Here is a 14,762-nt window from a genome sequence, read left to right on the forward strand (position 1 = left end):
TAAATTGCTATTTTTACTAGAAATTTACTATGTACTCAAATCGTAAGAGTAGCAAGGATTCTATCAAATTAGCAGATATACGTGTCGGTTCGGATAAAGGTAATTTAAGGCTACAATTCAGCACTCGTATTAGCCAGCAGTTTTATCGCAAGCGACAAGCATATAAAGGTCTAGGGAGAAGTGACACTCCAGAAAACCAAAAATGGGCTAATCAAATAGCAGCAAGGATACAAGCTGACATCGATCATCCCGATGGCGGTTATTTTGACCCAACACTTGCTAAATATTTAACGATTAAGCAATTAACCACGATTAGTCAGTTACACAATCTGATAGAGCCACCTCTGCTTGGTGAATTATGGCATGAATTTGTGGATTGGAAATTACAAACTAAGCAGATTCAAAAAACTACCTACAAAAAAAATTTTGTTGTTTATACTAACCTCATTAAAGAATTTTTAGATTTAGAGCTAAATTTGGATACAGCTAATAAATTAATTAAGCAGCTTTTACTCAAGCAAAAGAACAAGCAACAAATTAAAAAGCTGTTTAGCTTATTGAGTAGTATGTGCCAACGAGCAATCAGCAATCAGCAATTGGTACAAGATTATTTTTTAGAAATAAAAAAAACTTACAATATATCGAAGAAGCCTCAAAAAACTTCAAATATTGAAGATTATAGGGCATACAGTCTACAAGAGAGAGATTTAATCATTCAAACTTTCAGAAATTCTGAACAACCATCTATCAAACATGGTGCTGATTTAATTGAATTTTTGTTTCTCACTGGTTGTAGACATAGTGAAGTATTCGCTTTGAAGTGGAGAAATATTAAATTTAATGATGGTTGGATAGTTTTTAAAGAGGCTTTTGACAGCAATACTGGCATGACTAAAAGCAATAAAAATAGATTTTTCAACCTACAAGGTATGAGCAGATTAATTAATTTATTAATTAAATTGTATGGAAATGGTAAGAAAGATAATGAATTAGTGTTTAAAACTATTTCAGGAAAACAATATTCAAGTAATACCTTAACAGATATCTGGGCAGGTAATACTGTTGAGGTTAAAGGTAAAGTTTACCACTATCCGGGGATAGTTAAAAAGTTAGCAGAAAATAAGCAAATTGAATATTTAAAACCATATTCTACCCGTCATACTTTTATTAGCATTCAAGTTAATAATGGTGCCGACCTCAAGTTGCTAGCTAATAGCTGCGGTAATAGCGTTGAACAGATTATCAAGCATTACTTACAGTTCGATAATCATGCCACATTGAAGGATATTTAATCATATTATTTGTGTGTGCTTAACAAATCAGGATAATTATTTATAGGACTTACGCAAAAGTCACGTAATCACGTCATTACGAGCGTAGCGACGTAATCACCTAAAATTGTGATATTGCTTCCCTAAACTACGCTCCGGTCGCAATGACAAATTTTGCTTGCGTAAGTCCTGGTTTAAAATCCAGAAGAAAAGGAAATAGTAATTTTAACCTTTACTATTTTTTCTCTTTCCTTTAACAAAATATCGAATTAGCGCCCACTTTGGATTTGATCAAAGATTGCGCCATCGTTGAAAAACTTATTCTGAGCAGCATTCCAACCACCCAAATCGCCAACTGTATAGAGTCGGGAAATCTTGGGGAATTTACTCTGTACTTCTTTAGCCACAGTAGAGTTCACTGGACGAAATCCTACTTTAGTGCATCTAAAAGTTAGCAATCTATGAATGAGTAGCGATCGCCCAATCAAATCATCTGAAGTTATGTTGGCGTGAAAATACAATTTTTCAGTAAAAATAGCTTGAATTTTCTAAACCAAATATTAAAAACACCATATTCTCGATAGAGAATTCGCCGTTTACCTATTGCTTTTTAGTAGCAATACCTGCAATTATCTTATATACCACGTGCATATACGGTATTTCCATAGAATCACCGTAGATATTTTAGAGGAGGATCTGGAATGAGTCTGTGGCCGCGCCCCCGGAAGCGATCGCAACTGAGTATTGAGCGAATCATCACTCGGTTTAAGCTAAATTCGCTCAAAGGCTTTGTATCGATGTTTTTGCTAGGGACATTATTGAGTGTGGCCCTCGCCGCCTGCTCTGGTGGTAGTAATAATAATTCTGCCACGGAAACCCCTGCGGCTAGTAACGTTGCTGCCAACAAACAAAATGTGGAAGTAACTCTTGTTTCTTTCGCAGTTACCAAAGCAGCACACGAAGCTATTATTCCTAAGTTTGTAGAAAAATGGAAGCAAGAACATAACCAAACCGTCACCTTCAAACAAAGTTACGGTGGCTCTGGTTCACAAACTCGTGCTGTAATTGATGGTTTGGAAGCAGATGTTGTTCACCTAGCACTGGCTGCAGATACTCAAAAGATTGAAAAGGCAGGATTAATCCAAGCAGGGTGGGAAAAAGAGGTTCCTAATGATGGTATTGTCTCTAAATCTGTAGCAGCATTAGTAACTCGTCCAGACAATCCTAAAGGTATTCAAACCTGGGCCGACCTAGCACAAGATGGTGTCAAATTAATTACCGCCGATCCCAAAACCTCAGGCGTTGCTCGTTGGAATTTCCTGGCATTGTGGAATTCAGTAATTAAAACTGGTGGAGATGACGCTAAAGCTTTAGACTTTGTGACCAAGGTGTATAACAATGTGCCTATCTTAACTAAAGATGCTCGTGAAGCTACAGATGCGTTTTTTAAACAGGGTCAAGGTGACGTTCTGATCAATTACGAAAACGAAATTGTCCTAGCAGAACAAAAAGGTGAAAAAGTCACTTCTATTATCCCGGATGTGAACATATCTATTGATAATCCGGTTGCTGTAGTCGATAAAAACGTTGACAAACATGGTAACCGTGAAGTTGCTGAAGCTTTTGCAAAATACTTGTACACTCCAGAAGCACAACAAGAGTTTGCCAAACTTGGATTTAGACCTGTAGATGAGACAGTAGCAAATACTAAAGAAGTTGCAGACAAGTTTCCTAAAGTCAAAACTTTAGGTACAGTTAAAGACTTCGGTGGTTGGGATGCAATCAACAAGAAGTTCTTTGCTGATGGTGCAGTTTTTGACCAAATTCAAGCCAAAAATAAACGGTAGGGTAATGGGGATTGGGTAATGGGTAATGGGAAAATGACCCTTAACCATTAACCCTTGACCCTTGACCCTTGAACTTTGACTGTTGACCCTTGACGCTTTTCACTATGGCTATATCTCCTTCTTTTGAAGTTGATCGCGAAACTCCGGGCTGGAAAAAGTTTCTTAATAAGTTACGTCAGATTCCCTGGACTTGGCGAATCACTTTCGGCTACCTCACAGTCATGTTATTTCTCCCGATCGCGGCGATGTTTCTGAAAGCGAGTACGGAGCCGCCAGCTAGATTTTGGGAAATAGCTACTAGTCCTCTAGCACTAGCTACTTATAATGTCACCTTTGTTACCTCATTGTTTGCGGCTCTGCTCAATGGGGTTTTTGGAACTCTGATAGCATGGGTTTTGGTGCGCTATGACTTCCCCTTAAAACGGATCATTGATGCTACCGTAGATTTACCGTTTGCCCTGCCGACATCGGTAGCAGGTTTAACATTAGCGACAGTATATAGTGATAATGGCTGGATTGGTTCACTGTTAGCACCATTGGGATTGAAGGTATCATTCACTCGTACAGGGGTTGCGGTAGCAATGATTTTTATCTCGCTACCATTTGTTGTGCGGACGGTGCAGCCTGTGCTTCAGGAAATGGAACATGAAATTGAAGAAGCCGCTTGGTCATTAGGTGCTTCTCAATGGCAGACTTTTTGGAAAGTAATTTTACCGCCTTTATTTCCCACAATTCTGACTGGTATTGCTTTGGGTTTCTCCCGTGCAGTCGGGGAATATGGCTCTACTGTAATTATTTCTTCTAATACACCGTACCAAGATTTAATTGCACCAGTGTTAATTTTTCAACGCTTAGAACAGTATGACTATTCCGGTGCAACTGTCATCGGCATGGTTTTGCTGACAATTTCCTTGGTGCTGCTTTTAGCAATTAATCTCTTACAAGCCTGGTCAAGAAGATATGACGGTAAATGAGCCAAGTTTTCACTCCTCTCCAGCTGATCAACCTACAATCAAGCCCAAACAAACCAAGAGTTGGGTACCAGCACTGTTAATTGGGATTGCGATCGCCTATTTAGCTTTGGTGCAATATATCCCAGCACTCAATGTTTTTATTCAAGCCTTTGGCAAAGGTATAGGCCCGTTCTTTGCCAATTTATCTAAACCCGCCTTTCTCCACGCAGCTTGGCTAACACTGTTACTAGCGCTGATATCTGTACCACTAAATACAGTATTTGGGCTTTGTGCAGCTTGGGCGATCGCGCGTCACAAATTTCCTGGTAAGGCGATAGTTTTGAGTATTATTGACCTGCCTTTTTCAATCTCGCCAGTAGTTGCAGGGTTAATGATTGTACTGCTTTATGGGCGCAATGGCTGGTTTGGCCCTTGGCTACAAGCACATGATATTCAAATTATCTTTGCTTTTCCGGGCATGGTACTAGCTACATCATTTGTAAGTATGCCCTTTGTTGCCAGGGAAGTAATTCCCGTTTTAGAAGAATTTGGCAGCGATCAAGAAGAAGCCGCCAGAACATTAGGTGCAAATGATTGGCAGACATTTTGGCGTGTTACCTTACCTAGTATTCGTTGGGGTTTACTTTACGGACTAATTCTCACCAATGCCAGAGCAATGGGCGAATTTGGCGCAGTTTCGGTTGTATCTGGCAATATCGCTGATAAAACCCAGAGTTTACCGCTATTTGTAGAAGATGCTTACAAACAGTATGAAACTGAAGCTGCCTTCTCTGCTGCTGTACTTTTGGCACTGCTAGCAGTTGTCACCCTGGTATTGAAAGAAATTTTAGAACGCAAGACCCGCATTAAGGATGTGGAATGAGTTGGTTGGGACTGGGGACTGGGGACTGGAGAGGCAGGGGGCAGGGGAAAAATTCTTAATTCCAATTACCAATTACCCATTACCCATTACCAAATGACAAATGACAAATGACAAATGACAAATAACAATTCACTTACCAAACGTATAAGACTGAGAATTCCTAAGGACTATCACCAAGAACCTGTGATTTCTCGCCTTGTTTCTGAATATGGTGTAACTGTGAATATTACTGCGGCAATTTTGGGAGCTAATGCTGTTGGGGATGGTTGGTTTGACCTAGAACTACAAGGAACAGATACACAAATTCAAAGTGCCCTGTCTTATCTTGATGAATTGTCTTTACAAGTCTGGGATGATACAAACCAAGGTAATTGGTAAGGTCTTCCATAAACAGCACTGTTCGCTCAAGTTTTAGTAGTTACAGCAATTGTAGGTAAATGAAGTACACAGCTAAGGGCACAATAATATATTGTGCCCTTACGATTATCTGTAGATTACCTGAGTAAAGACGCGATGAATCACGTCTCTACAACTCTTGACTTTTGACTCAAATAAATTTTCTCTTGCTAAATCAATTTAATATTGCCAGCAGTAATTTCATTAAGAGGTATTAATTTAAATTAAATATGCATAATTAGTAAAAGGTAGCAACCTCCAGCGATGGTAAAGCGTCTCATCTTGTGGATGCGATAACTCCAAAGCGTCAAAAAGATACTAATGTGATTAAACCATAGGCATGAAATTTAAAGTTTTACTTGGCTCTTTACTTTCCCCGATTAAAGGACGACATTGGTGGGTAACTTTCCTGTTGTGGATAGCTTTGGTTGCACCAGCACAAGCATCTGTAATTCTACGCGTCGCCATTGAAAGAGATGTTAATCAGGTAAAAGTTGGTAGTTCGACACCAGCAAGCGTCAAAGATAGTACTGGTAGGACTTTGGGTCAATTACCAGCGATGAATTCATTCTATGCCCAAGCTGTTCCTGGGGGAGTAGCTTTGGATAAATGGCAATCTGGTTTATTTTGGATTGAGCCAACAGGTAAAGGATTCGTTTATATTGGCGATCGCTGGTATCGTGGTAGAACTTTAGTTGTTGCTACAGAAAAAGGCTTAAGTGCTGTCAACTGGGTAGATATGGAAGAATATCTCTACAGTGTGATTGGTGGCGAAATGGATGCCCAATGGCCCCAAGAAGCACTCAAAGCACAGGCGATCGCAGCTCGTACCTACGCTCTCTACGAACGTGAAAGACAACGTAATCGCAATCCCATTTATGATCTAGGCGATACTCCTGATCGCTGGCAAATTTACAAAGGTGTTAGTAGCGAAACTCCTACTACCTACGCCGCCGTAGATGGTACAGCTGGACAGGTACTAACCTACCAAAACCAAATTATTCTCTCTGTCTTCCATGCTTGTTCTGGTGGACATACTGAGAATGTCGAAGATGTTTGGCAAAGTAAGGAACCTTACCTGCGGGCTGTTCAAGACTACGATCAAAATATTAGCGAATGTAGTTGGGTAAAAACATTCTCGCCTACTGAAATTAGTTCCCGTATTTCTGGTGTAGGCAATGTTAAGGATGTAGTTCCCGAAGCCTTCTCACCCTTCCAAAGTGTGAAAGTCCTAAAAATTGTTGGCGATAAAGGTACGAAAGTTTTACAGGGAGAAGAAGTGCGTACTGCACTCAGGCTGAAAAGTACCCGTTTTCGTGTAACAAGAGGTGCAGATGGCAGTTTTATTCTCCAAGGTTTAGGCTACGGCCACGCTTTAGGGATGAGCCAGTGGGGAGCTTACAATTTAGCTCGACGTGGAGCAAACCACCTCCAAATTTTAGGACATTATTATCAAGGTGTAGCCCTTACGCCTATTCAAGCAAAGTAGTTTACTTATCAAGTTAATATCTTTATTGGCTTATGATTCCATTAGTAGGGGCGCAAAGCTTTACGCCCCTATGTGTATTTACAACTACTTTTGTGGCACGTTAAACAATAATCTAATAATACTCACACCAATTTAAAAAAAGAACGCGACAGATTGTAGGGGCAAGGCATTGCCTTGTCCTCTAGCATATATTGATGTGTGGCAAATATTATTTGAATTGGTATCATTCTCCAAAATTCAGTAACAAATCTCAACTCATAAATCCTTGTTATTTCTGGCTTTCTTTAGTCTTAATTTAGTTAAGAATGACAAATGTTTTATATCTTTTGATAGATGTTTCAATCCGAGTAATGGATAATTAGGAAAAGCTTCTAGTAGGTCTGGTACTAGAAGCCCGTCAAACTATTGCTTGGTAATTGCAGTATATGCATTTATGATTAACTGTCTCTTCTACTAGAAGCATTAGGCTGAGGCTTTAAAGACTGTTTCTAAAGAGATGGAATTTCCAGATGCGGTTTTGACTTCTGCTTTGAGGTACTAATCTAGTTGGAACTTATGGTAGAAGCACAATATTTTATTCCTACCTAATATTAAGACCGTAGCAACAAATTGCAGTTTACTTGCTTTGACACTTATGGATTTTAAATACAGGTGGAAAAATGGCAGCAAGCCCAACCGAGATCAAGCAGCGACGAGCGAGCATTTGTTAGATGAGAGTCAGTTTGCAAACGAACAAGACCGCTCAATCGCTGAACAGATGGCAAGGAAACATTTAAACGTACCTCTGAACACTAACGATCAAGACCAATCTATATTGCCACAAGCTGCTCAACCTGAACAAAAGCAGAAGTAGCAGAGATAGCATACGCGTTAAGCGTTGGCGCAGCCTCTCGTAGAGAAGCTGGCTTCTGCGACTGGAGAAGGTTTTACAAGGACGCTGACGCTTTAATTAAGTGCTTCTTGATAAATGATTTCTTGAAAGTGAATCATATCTTTTTGCGGGTCGGCAAGGCTAACTTTTACTAATAACTGTTCGCCTAAATTTACCGAACGACGGAAAGACATTGGTAGTTGTAAACCTAAATCCTCTAAGAGAATTAGGGCTAAATTGCTATCTTCTCGCAGCCACATCAAAACTGTTACCTGCCAAACTTGATCTGGGTAACGACGTAAATATTCTAAAGCGTAATATCTATTAGTTTGCCGTTCTACCATTGTCACTTCTTGGGTGATACTGGTGACGGTCATCATCACTTCTTTAAGCTGTTCGGCGGAGAAGGGTAGAACTTCACCGCGCAAATGGGCTTTGAGTTGAAAGTGAGTTAGCAAATCGCTGTAGCGACGGATTGGAGAAGTCGCTTGAGTATAGGTATCCAAACCTAAGCCAGCATGACGCACTGGGGTAATGCTCATTTCGCTTTTGGGCATACAGCGACGCATGGCACAGGCGCGAACAAATCCAGCTGGTAACTGGAGTAATTCCTGTTCTGGGGGCAATTCTGGCTGTGGCTGACCGCGAAAAGGTAAGGGTATTTGGTGAACTTTACCGTAGCGTGCGGCGACTTCACCAGCTAAAATCATCATTTCCGCTACGAGTTGCCGTGATGAGGAATCATCTAAAATATCAATGCTGATCTCGTCGCCTTTGACTTTGATCATCGCCTCTGGCATATTGATGCTAATCGCACCTTGGGCGTAACGCCAATTTTTGCGTCGTTGTGCCCACATGGCGATCGCAGCAATTTCTGGTTCTGCTTGTACACCTAATTCCAGCATCTCATCGACATCTTCGTAGGTGAGGCGGTATGTCGGCTTAATTAAGCTGGGATGAATACTAAAATCTTCTACTTGCCCAGTCTCATCTAAAATAATGCCAAAACTCAGGGCACAACACACCCTTCCCTGTACCAGACTCATGGGGCCAGTTGCCAAAACTTCAGGGAACATGGGAATCATCCCAGTAGGCAAATAAACTGTACTTCCCCGTTTCCTGGCTTCTAGGTCTAATTCATCTTCTGGCATTAATAAGCGGGTGGGATCGGCAATATGTACCCACAGACGTTCTCGCCTATCAGCTAGCGATTCCCAACTTAGACCATCGTCGATTTCTGTAGTACTTTCATCATCAATTGTGTACACCTTCAGGTGAGTCAAATCTAGGCGATTTGTATCTAGATCGGACGGCGGGGAATCCATACGCTGCTGCGCCACTTCTAATACCTTGCTAGGAAACTGAACGGGAATGGACGAACGACGCAAGAATAAGTTTTCATTGGGACTCCACCAACCCAAATCTACCAAAAGTTGTAATGCGCCCTGGGGAGTTGCGGCACGTCCCAGCATAGTCATGGTTTCTAATACTTGTGCTGGTGGTGGATAAGCCCGAGACAGAGAATCATAATTTACTCCCATCCGTACCACATCAGCTAGTAGAGCTGCATATTTTTCAATTGCTTCTAAACGCTGGCGATCGTGACGTTGCCATTCCACAGTTTCGCCTGCCAAGGCTTGTTCTACACGCGCTAAAAATTCCTGCTGTCCCCTAGCTTTGAGGGCTTCTACTTCTAGCTGGTGTTTGCGTTCTGCTACCTGAGTGGTTGTCCGTGGTTCATACGCATCGCCTTTTTGCTTGAAATAAAGTTTGTCGTCTGATAACAAGCAATGGGCGGCGTAACAAAGCGGTGCATCTGTTTGAGAAAACAGCAGATTCGCCATTGCCACTGGAGTGACTGTTTCTCCATCCTCAACCAATAATTCCCAGGCAACTTCTAAGCTAGATGGGTCGAGATACGGCTTTACCTGCTCTAAAAAGCTGCTAATCTCAGACGGCTTGAAGGTTTGTCCGTTAACAGTATAAGTAATTTGTCTAGGCGCGAGGCTGTGGGATTGACTGCGTTCATCTACCACAAACCAGCGGGTCTTTCCATCTGGGCGATCTACGACTCCCAGACGGCGATCGCCTTGAACCCTAAATTCAACTAGCGTCCCCTTCTCCACAACTCTCGCAATTAATTTGGTGTACGAATAAATTTTAGATTTTGGATTAAATAATAACTACTAAATCCAAAATCTGCTGATTTTTTAGATTGTAGAACACGATTCTACACTGAACTTTCTGAAATTTTAGATTTTGGAATATAAAAATTTGCAGCTACATATATTATCAACGCAGCTGCTTGAGATCATCCAGAACCTAAAATTCTCGTTTCCAACGGGAATTAGCCTTCCGCATTGATAAACGGCAACAATGCCACAATCCGGGCACGTTTAATCGCCAATGTTAAATCTCTCTGTTGCTGAGATGTCAGCCCAGTAATCCGCCGTGGCAGGATTTTACCGCGCTCTGTGACAAACTTCCGCAACAAATCAACATCTTTATAATCTATTGGTTCTCCCGGCTTGATCGGAGACAGACGACGACGGTAGTAACTCATTTTTACTTAATTTCCTTGTGGACTGTGTGTGTGTTGCAATGAGAACAGAACTTTTTCAGTTCTAATCGGTTGGTGGTGTTACGCCGATTTTTCGTGGTGGTATACCGGGAAACACCAGGGGTGCGCTTGTTAGCGTTAGTGCGACATTCGGTACATTCTAGTGTCACGATGATGCGGACACCTTTACTCTTAGCCATAATCTTTCAAACCGTAAAGCCTGGAGAGAATTAACACAAATGACTATCTTCTCACATTCCGCCGTAAATTTTCAACTAATCGCTTGACTTTTATATCTAGCGAATAGCCACGACGCGACGAAACGATGATAGTTCCTGAATAGCGGTCATGCAAAGCTTGACGCAACTGGGTATCATTAAAGGCTATACCACAGTCAATCGCCAGAGGAATTACTAGCAGTATAGCAGTGGGGTTGGCGCGAATATTGCCTAAGGCAATTGCCACGCAAATAGCACCCAAAGCAGTTATCGCTTCGCGCTTTAGCAATGCTAGCAGAGTCGGAATTCTGCCTACAACCTCTCCCTCTTCGACTTCCAAAATTTTGAGGTCAAAAGCCCAACGCCCTAAACTTTGTCCCTGGTTGTTATATACAACTAGTACCCGTAAAACTATCCAAGCGATCGCAAACACAAAAATTTGCATCACCTGAATGCCTAAATTGCTGTTTCCCAAAAAGGCACTAATTAACCAGACAACAAAGAAATCTAATCCCAACGCCATACCGCGCCGCCCAAGTTCAGCCTTGGGATAATGTTTTTGGGGTAATCGTTCGATAGTCATAAATGGTTTGGGGACTGGGGACTGGGGACTGGGGACTGGCTATTTATACGGATAGGATTTTTATTTAGGAGTTCAAGAATTAATTATTGCCACTATGTTTAATAGTAGATTGAAGGGTTAGGAAAGATTTTGGACAAGAGTGATTTCAATACTGCTCGGTTAAGGATTTTCAAGTTGGAATTTGGTTTGGGGAAAAGGTTAAAGGGTAAGGGTTAAAGGTTTTTTCTTCCCCCTTTTCCCCTTCCCCTTTTGCCCTTAACCGACAAGTATTGAGAGTGATTTGACATTTGGTGTTTAGCGTTAGTTTCTCTTGCTTCCTTATCTCCCTCATCTGTTTTGAACTTTAACAATTTCTCTCACCAGGCGATCGCTTATGCTATCAGTCAGCGATACAGAAGCAGTTATTTTAAATTTAGTCCAACCTCTGGATGCTCAGGGTAATACAGAAAATGTTGATTTATTAGCAGCCGCAGGACGCATTCTCGCTACACCTGTCACTAGTCAGCTGGACTTTCCCCATTGGGATAACTCGGCTATGGATGGCTATGCAGTGCGTTATGAAGATGTACAGCACTCAAACCCTGAACAGCCAGTAGTTTTGGAGATTGTTGAGGAAATTCCCGCAGGTTATCAGCCCCAATATACAATTTTACAGGGTCAGGCGGCCCGGATTTTTACAGGTGCAATTATCCCCCAAGGTGCAGATACTGTAGTGATTCAAGAAGTAACAAACCGCCAAGACAAGCAAGTTGAGATTCTCTCTGCACCCAAACCCCAAGAATTTGTCAGACACAAAGGTGAGTTTTACCAAGCTGGAACTCAGTTACTACCATCCGGAATTCTCCTAACCCCAGCAGAAATTGCTGTGTTAGCAGCGGCCCAGTGCGCTCAAGTCAGTGTTTACCGTCGTCCGCGTGTGGCAATTTTTTCCACAGGAGATGAACTAGTAACTCTTGAACAATCTCTAAAAGCAGGACAAATTGTCGATTCTAACGGCTATGCACTCGCAGCTTTAGTTAAGCAAGCGGGAGCAGAAGCGTTAATGTTAGGTATTGTTAAGGACGATCCTGTAGCACTTGAGAAAACCATAGCCTACGCCATCGCTAATGCTGATATAGTCATCTCTTCCGGTGGGGTTTCGGTAGGAGATTATGATTATGTTGACAAAATTCTGGAGTCACTAGGAGCAGAAATTCACATTCGTGCTGTAGCTATGAGGCCGGGTAAACCGTTGACTGTAGCTAGCTTCTCCACACAAAATTCAGCGCTGTACTTTGGTTTACCAGGAAACCCGGCGGCGGTGTTGGTAACCTTTTTGCGGTTTGTCCAGCCAGCAATTAAGAAACTTTCAGGGCTAAGTGCAGGTTGGCAAGTAAAATTTGTGAACGTGCGATCGCATCAAGAACTGCGATCGGATGGTAAGCGCGAAACTTATATTTGGGGTCAATTACAGTTAATTGATGGAGTTTACGAATTTCGCAAAGCTGGTGGTAGCCACAGTTCCGGCAATTTAATTAATTTAGCTCAAACCAATGCCCTAGCCGTTATCCCAGTCGCTACAACCTTAATTCCTCCAGGCGACGAGGTGTTAGTTTTGCTTACTTTATAGGGATTGGGGATTGGGGATTGGGGATTGGGGACTGGGGACTCGGGCCCCCTCTGGGGATAAGGGGTAATGGGGAATGGGTGAAGATGAGGGAGATAAGGGAGATAAGGGAGATGAGGAAGATGAAAATAAATTCTTAATCTCTATTACCAATTACCCATTACCAATTACCAATTACCAATTACCAAATGACAAATGACAAATCACCTTTGACTAATAGGTATTTCCATTTGAAACTCAGTTCCTTCTCCCAATTCTGATATGCATCTCAGATATCCCTTATGTTTTTCGACGATAATTTGATAGCTAACTGCTAACCCTAAACCGGTACCTTCTCCCACTGGTTTTGTCGTAAAAAACGGGTCAAATATTTTAGATTTTACTTGCTCACTAATTCCAATTCCATTATCTTTGATACTAATTCTCACCCAATCTTTTTCATGAATTTGAGTGCGAATAATAATAGTATTCGTAGCAGTTTTATTTCGATTAATTGAACATTTCTGACCTTGGCTTTCAAACGCATCAAGAGAATTCATTAAAATATTCATAAATACTTGGTTCAGTTTCCCAACATAGCATTCGATGGCTGGCAAATTACCATATTCTTTGATGATTTCAATTTCTGGATAACCAGGCTTGCTTTTCAGGCGATGTTGCAAAATTAGCAAAGTACTTTCAATTCCTTCATGAATATTGACTGATTTCATTTCAGCTTCATCCAGTCTTGAGAAGTTCCTTAAACTTAGTACAATCTCACGAATACGCTGGGCACCTACTTCCATAGAATTTGTAATTTTTGGTAAATCCTCACAAATATAATTTAAGTCAATATCTTCGGTAAATTTAAGTATTGCTGGTTCTGTTTGAGGGTAGCGTTGCTGGTAAAGTTCAATTAATGCAATTAAATCATTTGTATAGTTGGTAATATAAGATAAATTTGCATAAATAAAGTTCACAGGATTATTAATTTCATGAGCAACACCAGCTACCATTTGACCAAGAGCAGACATTTTTTCTGTTTGAATGAGGTGAGTTTGTGTCTGCTTTAATGAATTTAAAGCTTGTGTCAGTTCATGAGTTCTTTCATTCACCCTAGTTTCTAAAGTCTCACGTGCTAATTCTAATTCATCAGTGTATTGCGCTAGACGTTGAATTAAACTATTGAGCGAGCTAGCTAAGATTCCTATTTCATCTTGTGTAGTTACAGGCGCTAATATATTAAAGTTCAATTCTTCAGTTGTGCGCTTTGCAACTTTAGTCACAGCTAAAATAGGAGCCGTTAATAGGTAGCTTGTGTAGTGAGCAACAATACCAGCTAGTATTATTGATAGTAAAATGCTGGTGGCAACAATTTTAAAGCGGATTGTTTCTGCATCACTTAGTGCTACTTCCGCTTGTTTCTCATCCTGATAAGAGGCATTAATTACGTGATTTAAGTCATCATCAATTAAATCATATTCTAGGGCTATAGAACTGCTAGAAAATTTCACTAACAATTCTTGTAATGGTTCAATATCTTCTAGTTTAAAATTAGAGTTAGCAGGAATCTCTGCCATCAGCTTTTCTACTTGGCTGATATATTCTTCTTTTATTCTTGAATGAGCTTTTAGAAAATCTGGTATGCCTTCACTGTTGTTCTCATGTTTATATTTTTCGCTATTCACATGAGCCTTTACTTCAGACCACAGATTTTTCAATTCAAGTGCATACTTAGCAAAATCAGCGTATTGATGCTGCAATAATTCTGCTTGATGAGTAATTACAGCAATAACTTGTTGTTGACTGTTCCTTGTTTGTAAAATAGCAGTCTGCAAGCGATGGAGTAGCTGTAGTTCGTACTGAGCAGAATCTTTCTGCTGTCTAGCTGGTCTTTGGTAAAAATCTCCAACTATCAACCCGCCAACTGTACCTACAACAGCAATACTAAGACTCAGAATATACCCATAACGAATTTTTTGCCCAATAGTAAAATTATGAATTATTTTTAATATCCAACTGTTATCTATTTGAATAAAAACCTCAAATATTTTTTTATAAATATGATTTTGTTGCATATTAAAAAAAGGCATCTGATTACTAACA

Annotated in this window: 14 protein-coding genes and 1 pseudogene; 9 read left to right on the forward strand and 6 right to left on the reverse strand. The window is 40.7% G+C overall.

All coding sequences use genetic code 11. The features are described from left to right. Nucleotides 1–29 precede the first annotated feature (29 nt). Nucleotides 30–1,292, forward strand: coding sequence for a tyrosine-type recombinase/integrase (locus HG267_RS05100; protein ID WP_045870628.1), 1,263 nt, complete (start codon nucleotides 30–32; stop codon nucleotides 1,290–1,292). 248 nt (nucleotides 1,293–1,540) lie between these two features. On the opposite strand, the pseudogene HG267_RS05105 reads toward HG267_RS05100, so the two are convergent. Then, nucleotides 1,541–1,708: pseudogene (locus HG267_RS05105) on the reverse strand (sulfate ABC transporter substrate-binding protein); the annotation flags it as partial. Nucleotides 1,709–1,972: 264 nt separating this feature from the next. Between HG267_RS05105 and HG267_RS05110 the strand changes: the two are divergent. From HG267_RS05110 to HG267_RS05135, 6 genes are all read left to right on the forward strand, one after another. Continuing rightward, complete coding sequence (locus HG267_RS05110) at nucleotides 1,973–3,118, forward strand: sulfate ABC transporter substrate-binding protein (protein WP_045870627.1); 1,146 nt, start codon at nucleotides 1,973–1,975, stop codon at nucleotides 3,116–3,118. A 104-nt stretch (nucleotides 3,119–3,222) separates the two neighbouring features. Beyond that, the gene (gene cysT / locus HG267_RS05115; RefSeq protein WP_045870626.1) at nucleotides 3,223–4,092 is read left to right on the forward strand and encodes a sulfate ABC transporter permease subunit CysT; all 870 of its coding nucleotides are present in this window, start codon (nucleotides 3,223–3,225) and stop codon (nucleotides 4,090–4,092) included. Further along, nucleotides 4,079–4,954 (forward strand): sulfate ABC transporter permease subunit CysW, encoded by an 876-nt coding sequence (gene cysW / locus HG267_RS05120; RefSeq protein ID WP_045870625.1) that lies wholly within the window; start codon nucleotides 4,079–4,081, stop codon nucleotides 4,952–4,954. Before cysT ends, cysW begins: the two co-directional genes overlap by 14 nt. A gap of 114 nt (nucleotides 4,955–5,068) precedes the next feature. Beyond that, on the forward strand, nucleotides 5,069–5,332 hold the full coding sequence (locus HG267_RS05125; RefSeq protein WP_045870624.1) for an NIL domain-containing protein: 264 nt from the start codon (nucleotides 5,069–5,071) through the stop codon (nucleotides 5,330–5,332). A 358-nt stretch (nucleotides 5,333–5,690) separates the two neighbouring features. Beyond that, entirely contained in the window at nucleotides 5,691–6,839 is a 1,149-nt protein-coding gene (locus tag HG267_RS05130; RefSeq protein ID WP_045870623.1) for a SpoIID/LytB domain-containing protein, read from the forward strand. Between the two features lie 634 nt (nucleotides 6,840–7,473). Continuing rightward, nucleotides 7,474–7,692 (forward strand): bromodomain-containing protein, encoded by a 219-nt coding sequence (locus tag HG267_RS05135; RefSeq protein WP_045870622.1) that lies wholly within the window; start codon nucleotides 7,474–7,476, stop codon nucleotides 7,690–7,692. 92 nt (nucleotides 7,693–7,784) lie between these two features. Here HG267_RS05135 and HG267_RS05140 read toward each other — a convergent pair whose 3' ends face one another. The 4 genes from HG267_RS05140 to HG267_RS05155 form a co-directional block, all read right to left on the reverse strand. After that, nucleotides 7,785–9,836: a ribonuclease catalytic domain-containing protein gene (locus HG267_RS05140; RefSeq protein ID WP_045870621.1), complete on the reverse strand. Its 2,052-nt coding sequence runs from the start codon at nucleotides 9,834–9,836 to the stop codon at nucleotides 7,785–7,787. 221 nt (nucleotides 9,837–10,057) lie between these two features. Next, nucleotides 10,058–10,273, reverse strand: a complete 216-nt coding sequence (gene rpsR, locus HG267_RS05145) for a 30S ribosomal protein S18 (protein WP_045870620.1) — start codon at nucleotides 10,271–10,273, stop codon at nucleotides 10,058–10,060. A gap of 2 nt (nucleotides 10,274–10,275) precedes the next feature. Further along, a complete protein-coding gene (gene rpmG / locus HG267_RS05150) occupies nucleotides 10,276–10,470 on the reverse strand; it encodes a 50S ribosomal protein L33 (RefSeq protein ID WP_071989401.1) in 195 nt (64 codons plus the stop codon). Between the two features lie 43 nt (nucleotides 10,471–10,513). After that, a complete protein-coding gene (locus HG267_RS05155; RefSeq protein WP_045870619.1) occupies nucleotides 10,514–11,071 on the reverse strand; it encodes an RDD family protein in 558 nt (185 codons plus the stop codon). A gap of 373 nt (nucleotides 11,072–11,444) precedes the next feature. Here HG267_RS05155 and glp point away from each other — a divergent pair, with 373 nt between their 5' ends. After that, complete coding sequence (glp, locus tag HG267_RS05160) at nucleotides 11,445–12,680, forward strand: gephyrin-like molybdotransferase Glp (protein ID WP_045870618.1); 1,236 nt, start codon at nucleotides 11,445–11,447, stop codon at nucleotides 12,678–12,680. A 73-nt stretch (nucleotides 12,681–12,753) separates the two neighbouring features. Further along, nucleotides 12,754–12,876, forward strand: a complete 123-nt coding sequence (locus tag HG267_RS05165) for a histidine kinase (RefSeq protein ID WP_210403096.1) — start codon at nucleotides 12,754–12,756, stop codon at nucleotides 12,874–12,876. A 4-nt stretch (nucleotides 12,877–12,880) separates the two neighbouring features. On the opposite strand, the gene HG267_RS05170 is transcribed toward HG267_RS05165, so the two are convergent. Next, nucleotides 12,881–14,734: an ATP-binding protein gene (locus tag HG267_RS05170; RefSeq protein WP_052335201.1), complete on the reverse strand. Its 1,854-nt coding sequence runs from the start codon at nucleotides 14,732–14,734 to the stop codon at nucleotides 12,881–12,883. Nucleotides 14,735–14,762: the final 28 nt, after the last annotated feature.

The sequence above is a fragment of the Tolypothrix sp. PCC 7601 genome, from assembly GCF_025677855.1.
Classification (GTDB): Bacteria; Cyanobacteriota; Cyanobacteriia; order Cyanobacteriales; family Nostocaceae; genus Aulosira; species Aulosira diplosiphon.

What these genes read in the sequence shown, in the direction of transcription:
- glp (WP_045870618.1), top strand. Translation starts at nt 11,445, where the DNA reads ATGCTATCAGTCAGCGATACAGAAGCAGTTATTTTAAATTTAGTCCAA.
- HG267_RS05110 (WP_045870627.1), top strand. Translation starts at nt 1,973, where the DNA reads ATGAGTCTGTGGCCGCGCCCCCGGAAGCGATCGCAACTGAGTATTGAG.
- rpsR (WP_045870620.1), bottom strand. Translation starts at nt 10,273, where the DNA reads ATGAGTTACTACCGTCGTCGTCTGTCTCCGATCAAGCCGGGAGAACCA.
- HG267_RS05165 (WP_210403096.1), top strand. Translation starts at nt 12,754, where the DNA reads ATGGGTGAAGATGAGGGAGATAAGGGAGATAAGGGAGATGAGGAAGAT.
- HG267_RS05135 (WP_045870622.1), top strand. Translation starts at nt 7,474, where the DNA reads ATGGATTTTAAATACAGGTGGAAAAATGGCAGCAAGCCCAACCGAGAT.
- cysW (WP_045870625.1), top strand. Translation starts at nt 4,079, where the DNA reads ATGACGGTAAATGAGCCAAGTTTTCACTCCTCTCCAGCTGATCAACCT.
- rpmG (WP_071989401.1), bottom strand. Translation starts at nt 10,470, where the DNA reads ATGGCTAAGAGTAAAGGTGTCCGCATCATCGTGACACTAGAATGTACC.
- HG267_RS05155 (WP_045870619.1), bottom strand. Translation starts at nt 11,071, where the DNA reads ATGACTATCGAACGATTACCCCAAAAACATTATCCCAAGGCTGAACTT.
- HG267_RS05170 (WP_052335201.1), bottom strand. Translation starts at nt 14,734, where the DNA reads ATGCAACAAAATCATATTTATAAAAAAATATTTGAGGTTTTTATTCAA.
- HG267_RS05130 (WP_045870623.1), top strand. Translation starts at nt 5,691, where the DNA reads ATGAAATTTAAAGTTTTACTTGGCTCTTTACTTTCCCCGATTAAAGGA.
- HG267_RS05100 (WP_045870628.1), top strand. Translation starts at nt 30, where the DNA reads ATGTACTCAAATCGTAAGAGTAGCAAGGATTCTATCAAATTAGCAGAT.
- cysT (WP_045870626.1), top strand. Translation starts at nt 3,223, where the DNA reads ATGGCTATATCTCCTTCTTTTGAAGTTGATCGCGAAACTCCGGGCTGG.
- HG267_RS05125 (WP_045870624.1), top strand. Translation starts at nt 5,069, where the DNA reads ATGACAAATAACAATTCACTTACCAAACGTATAAGACTGAGAATTCCT.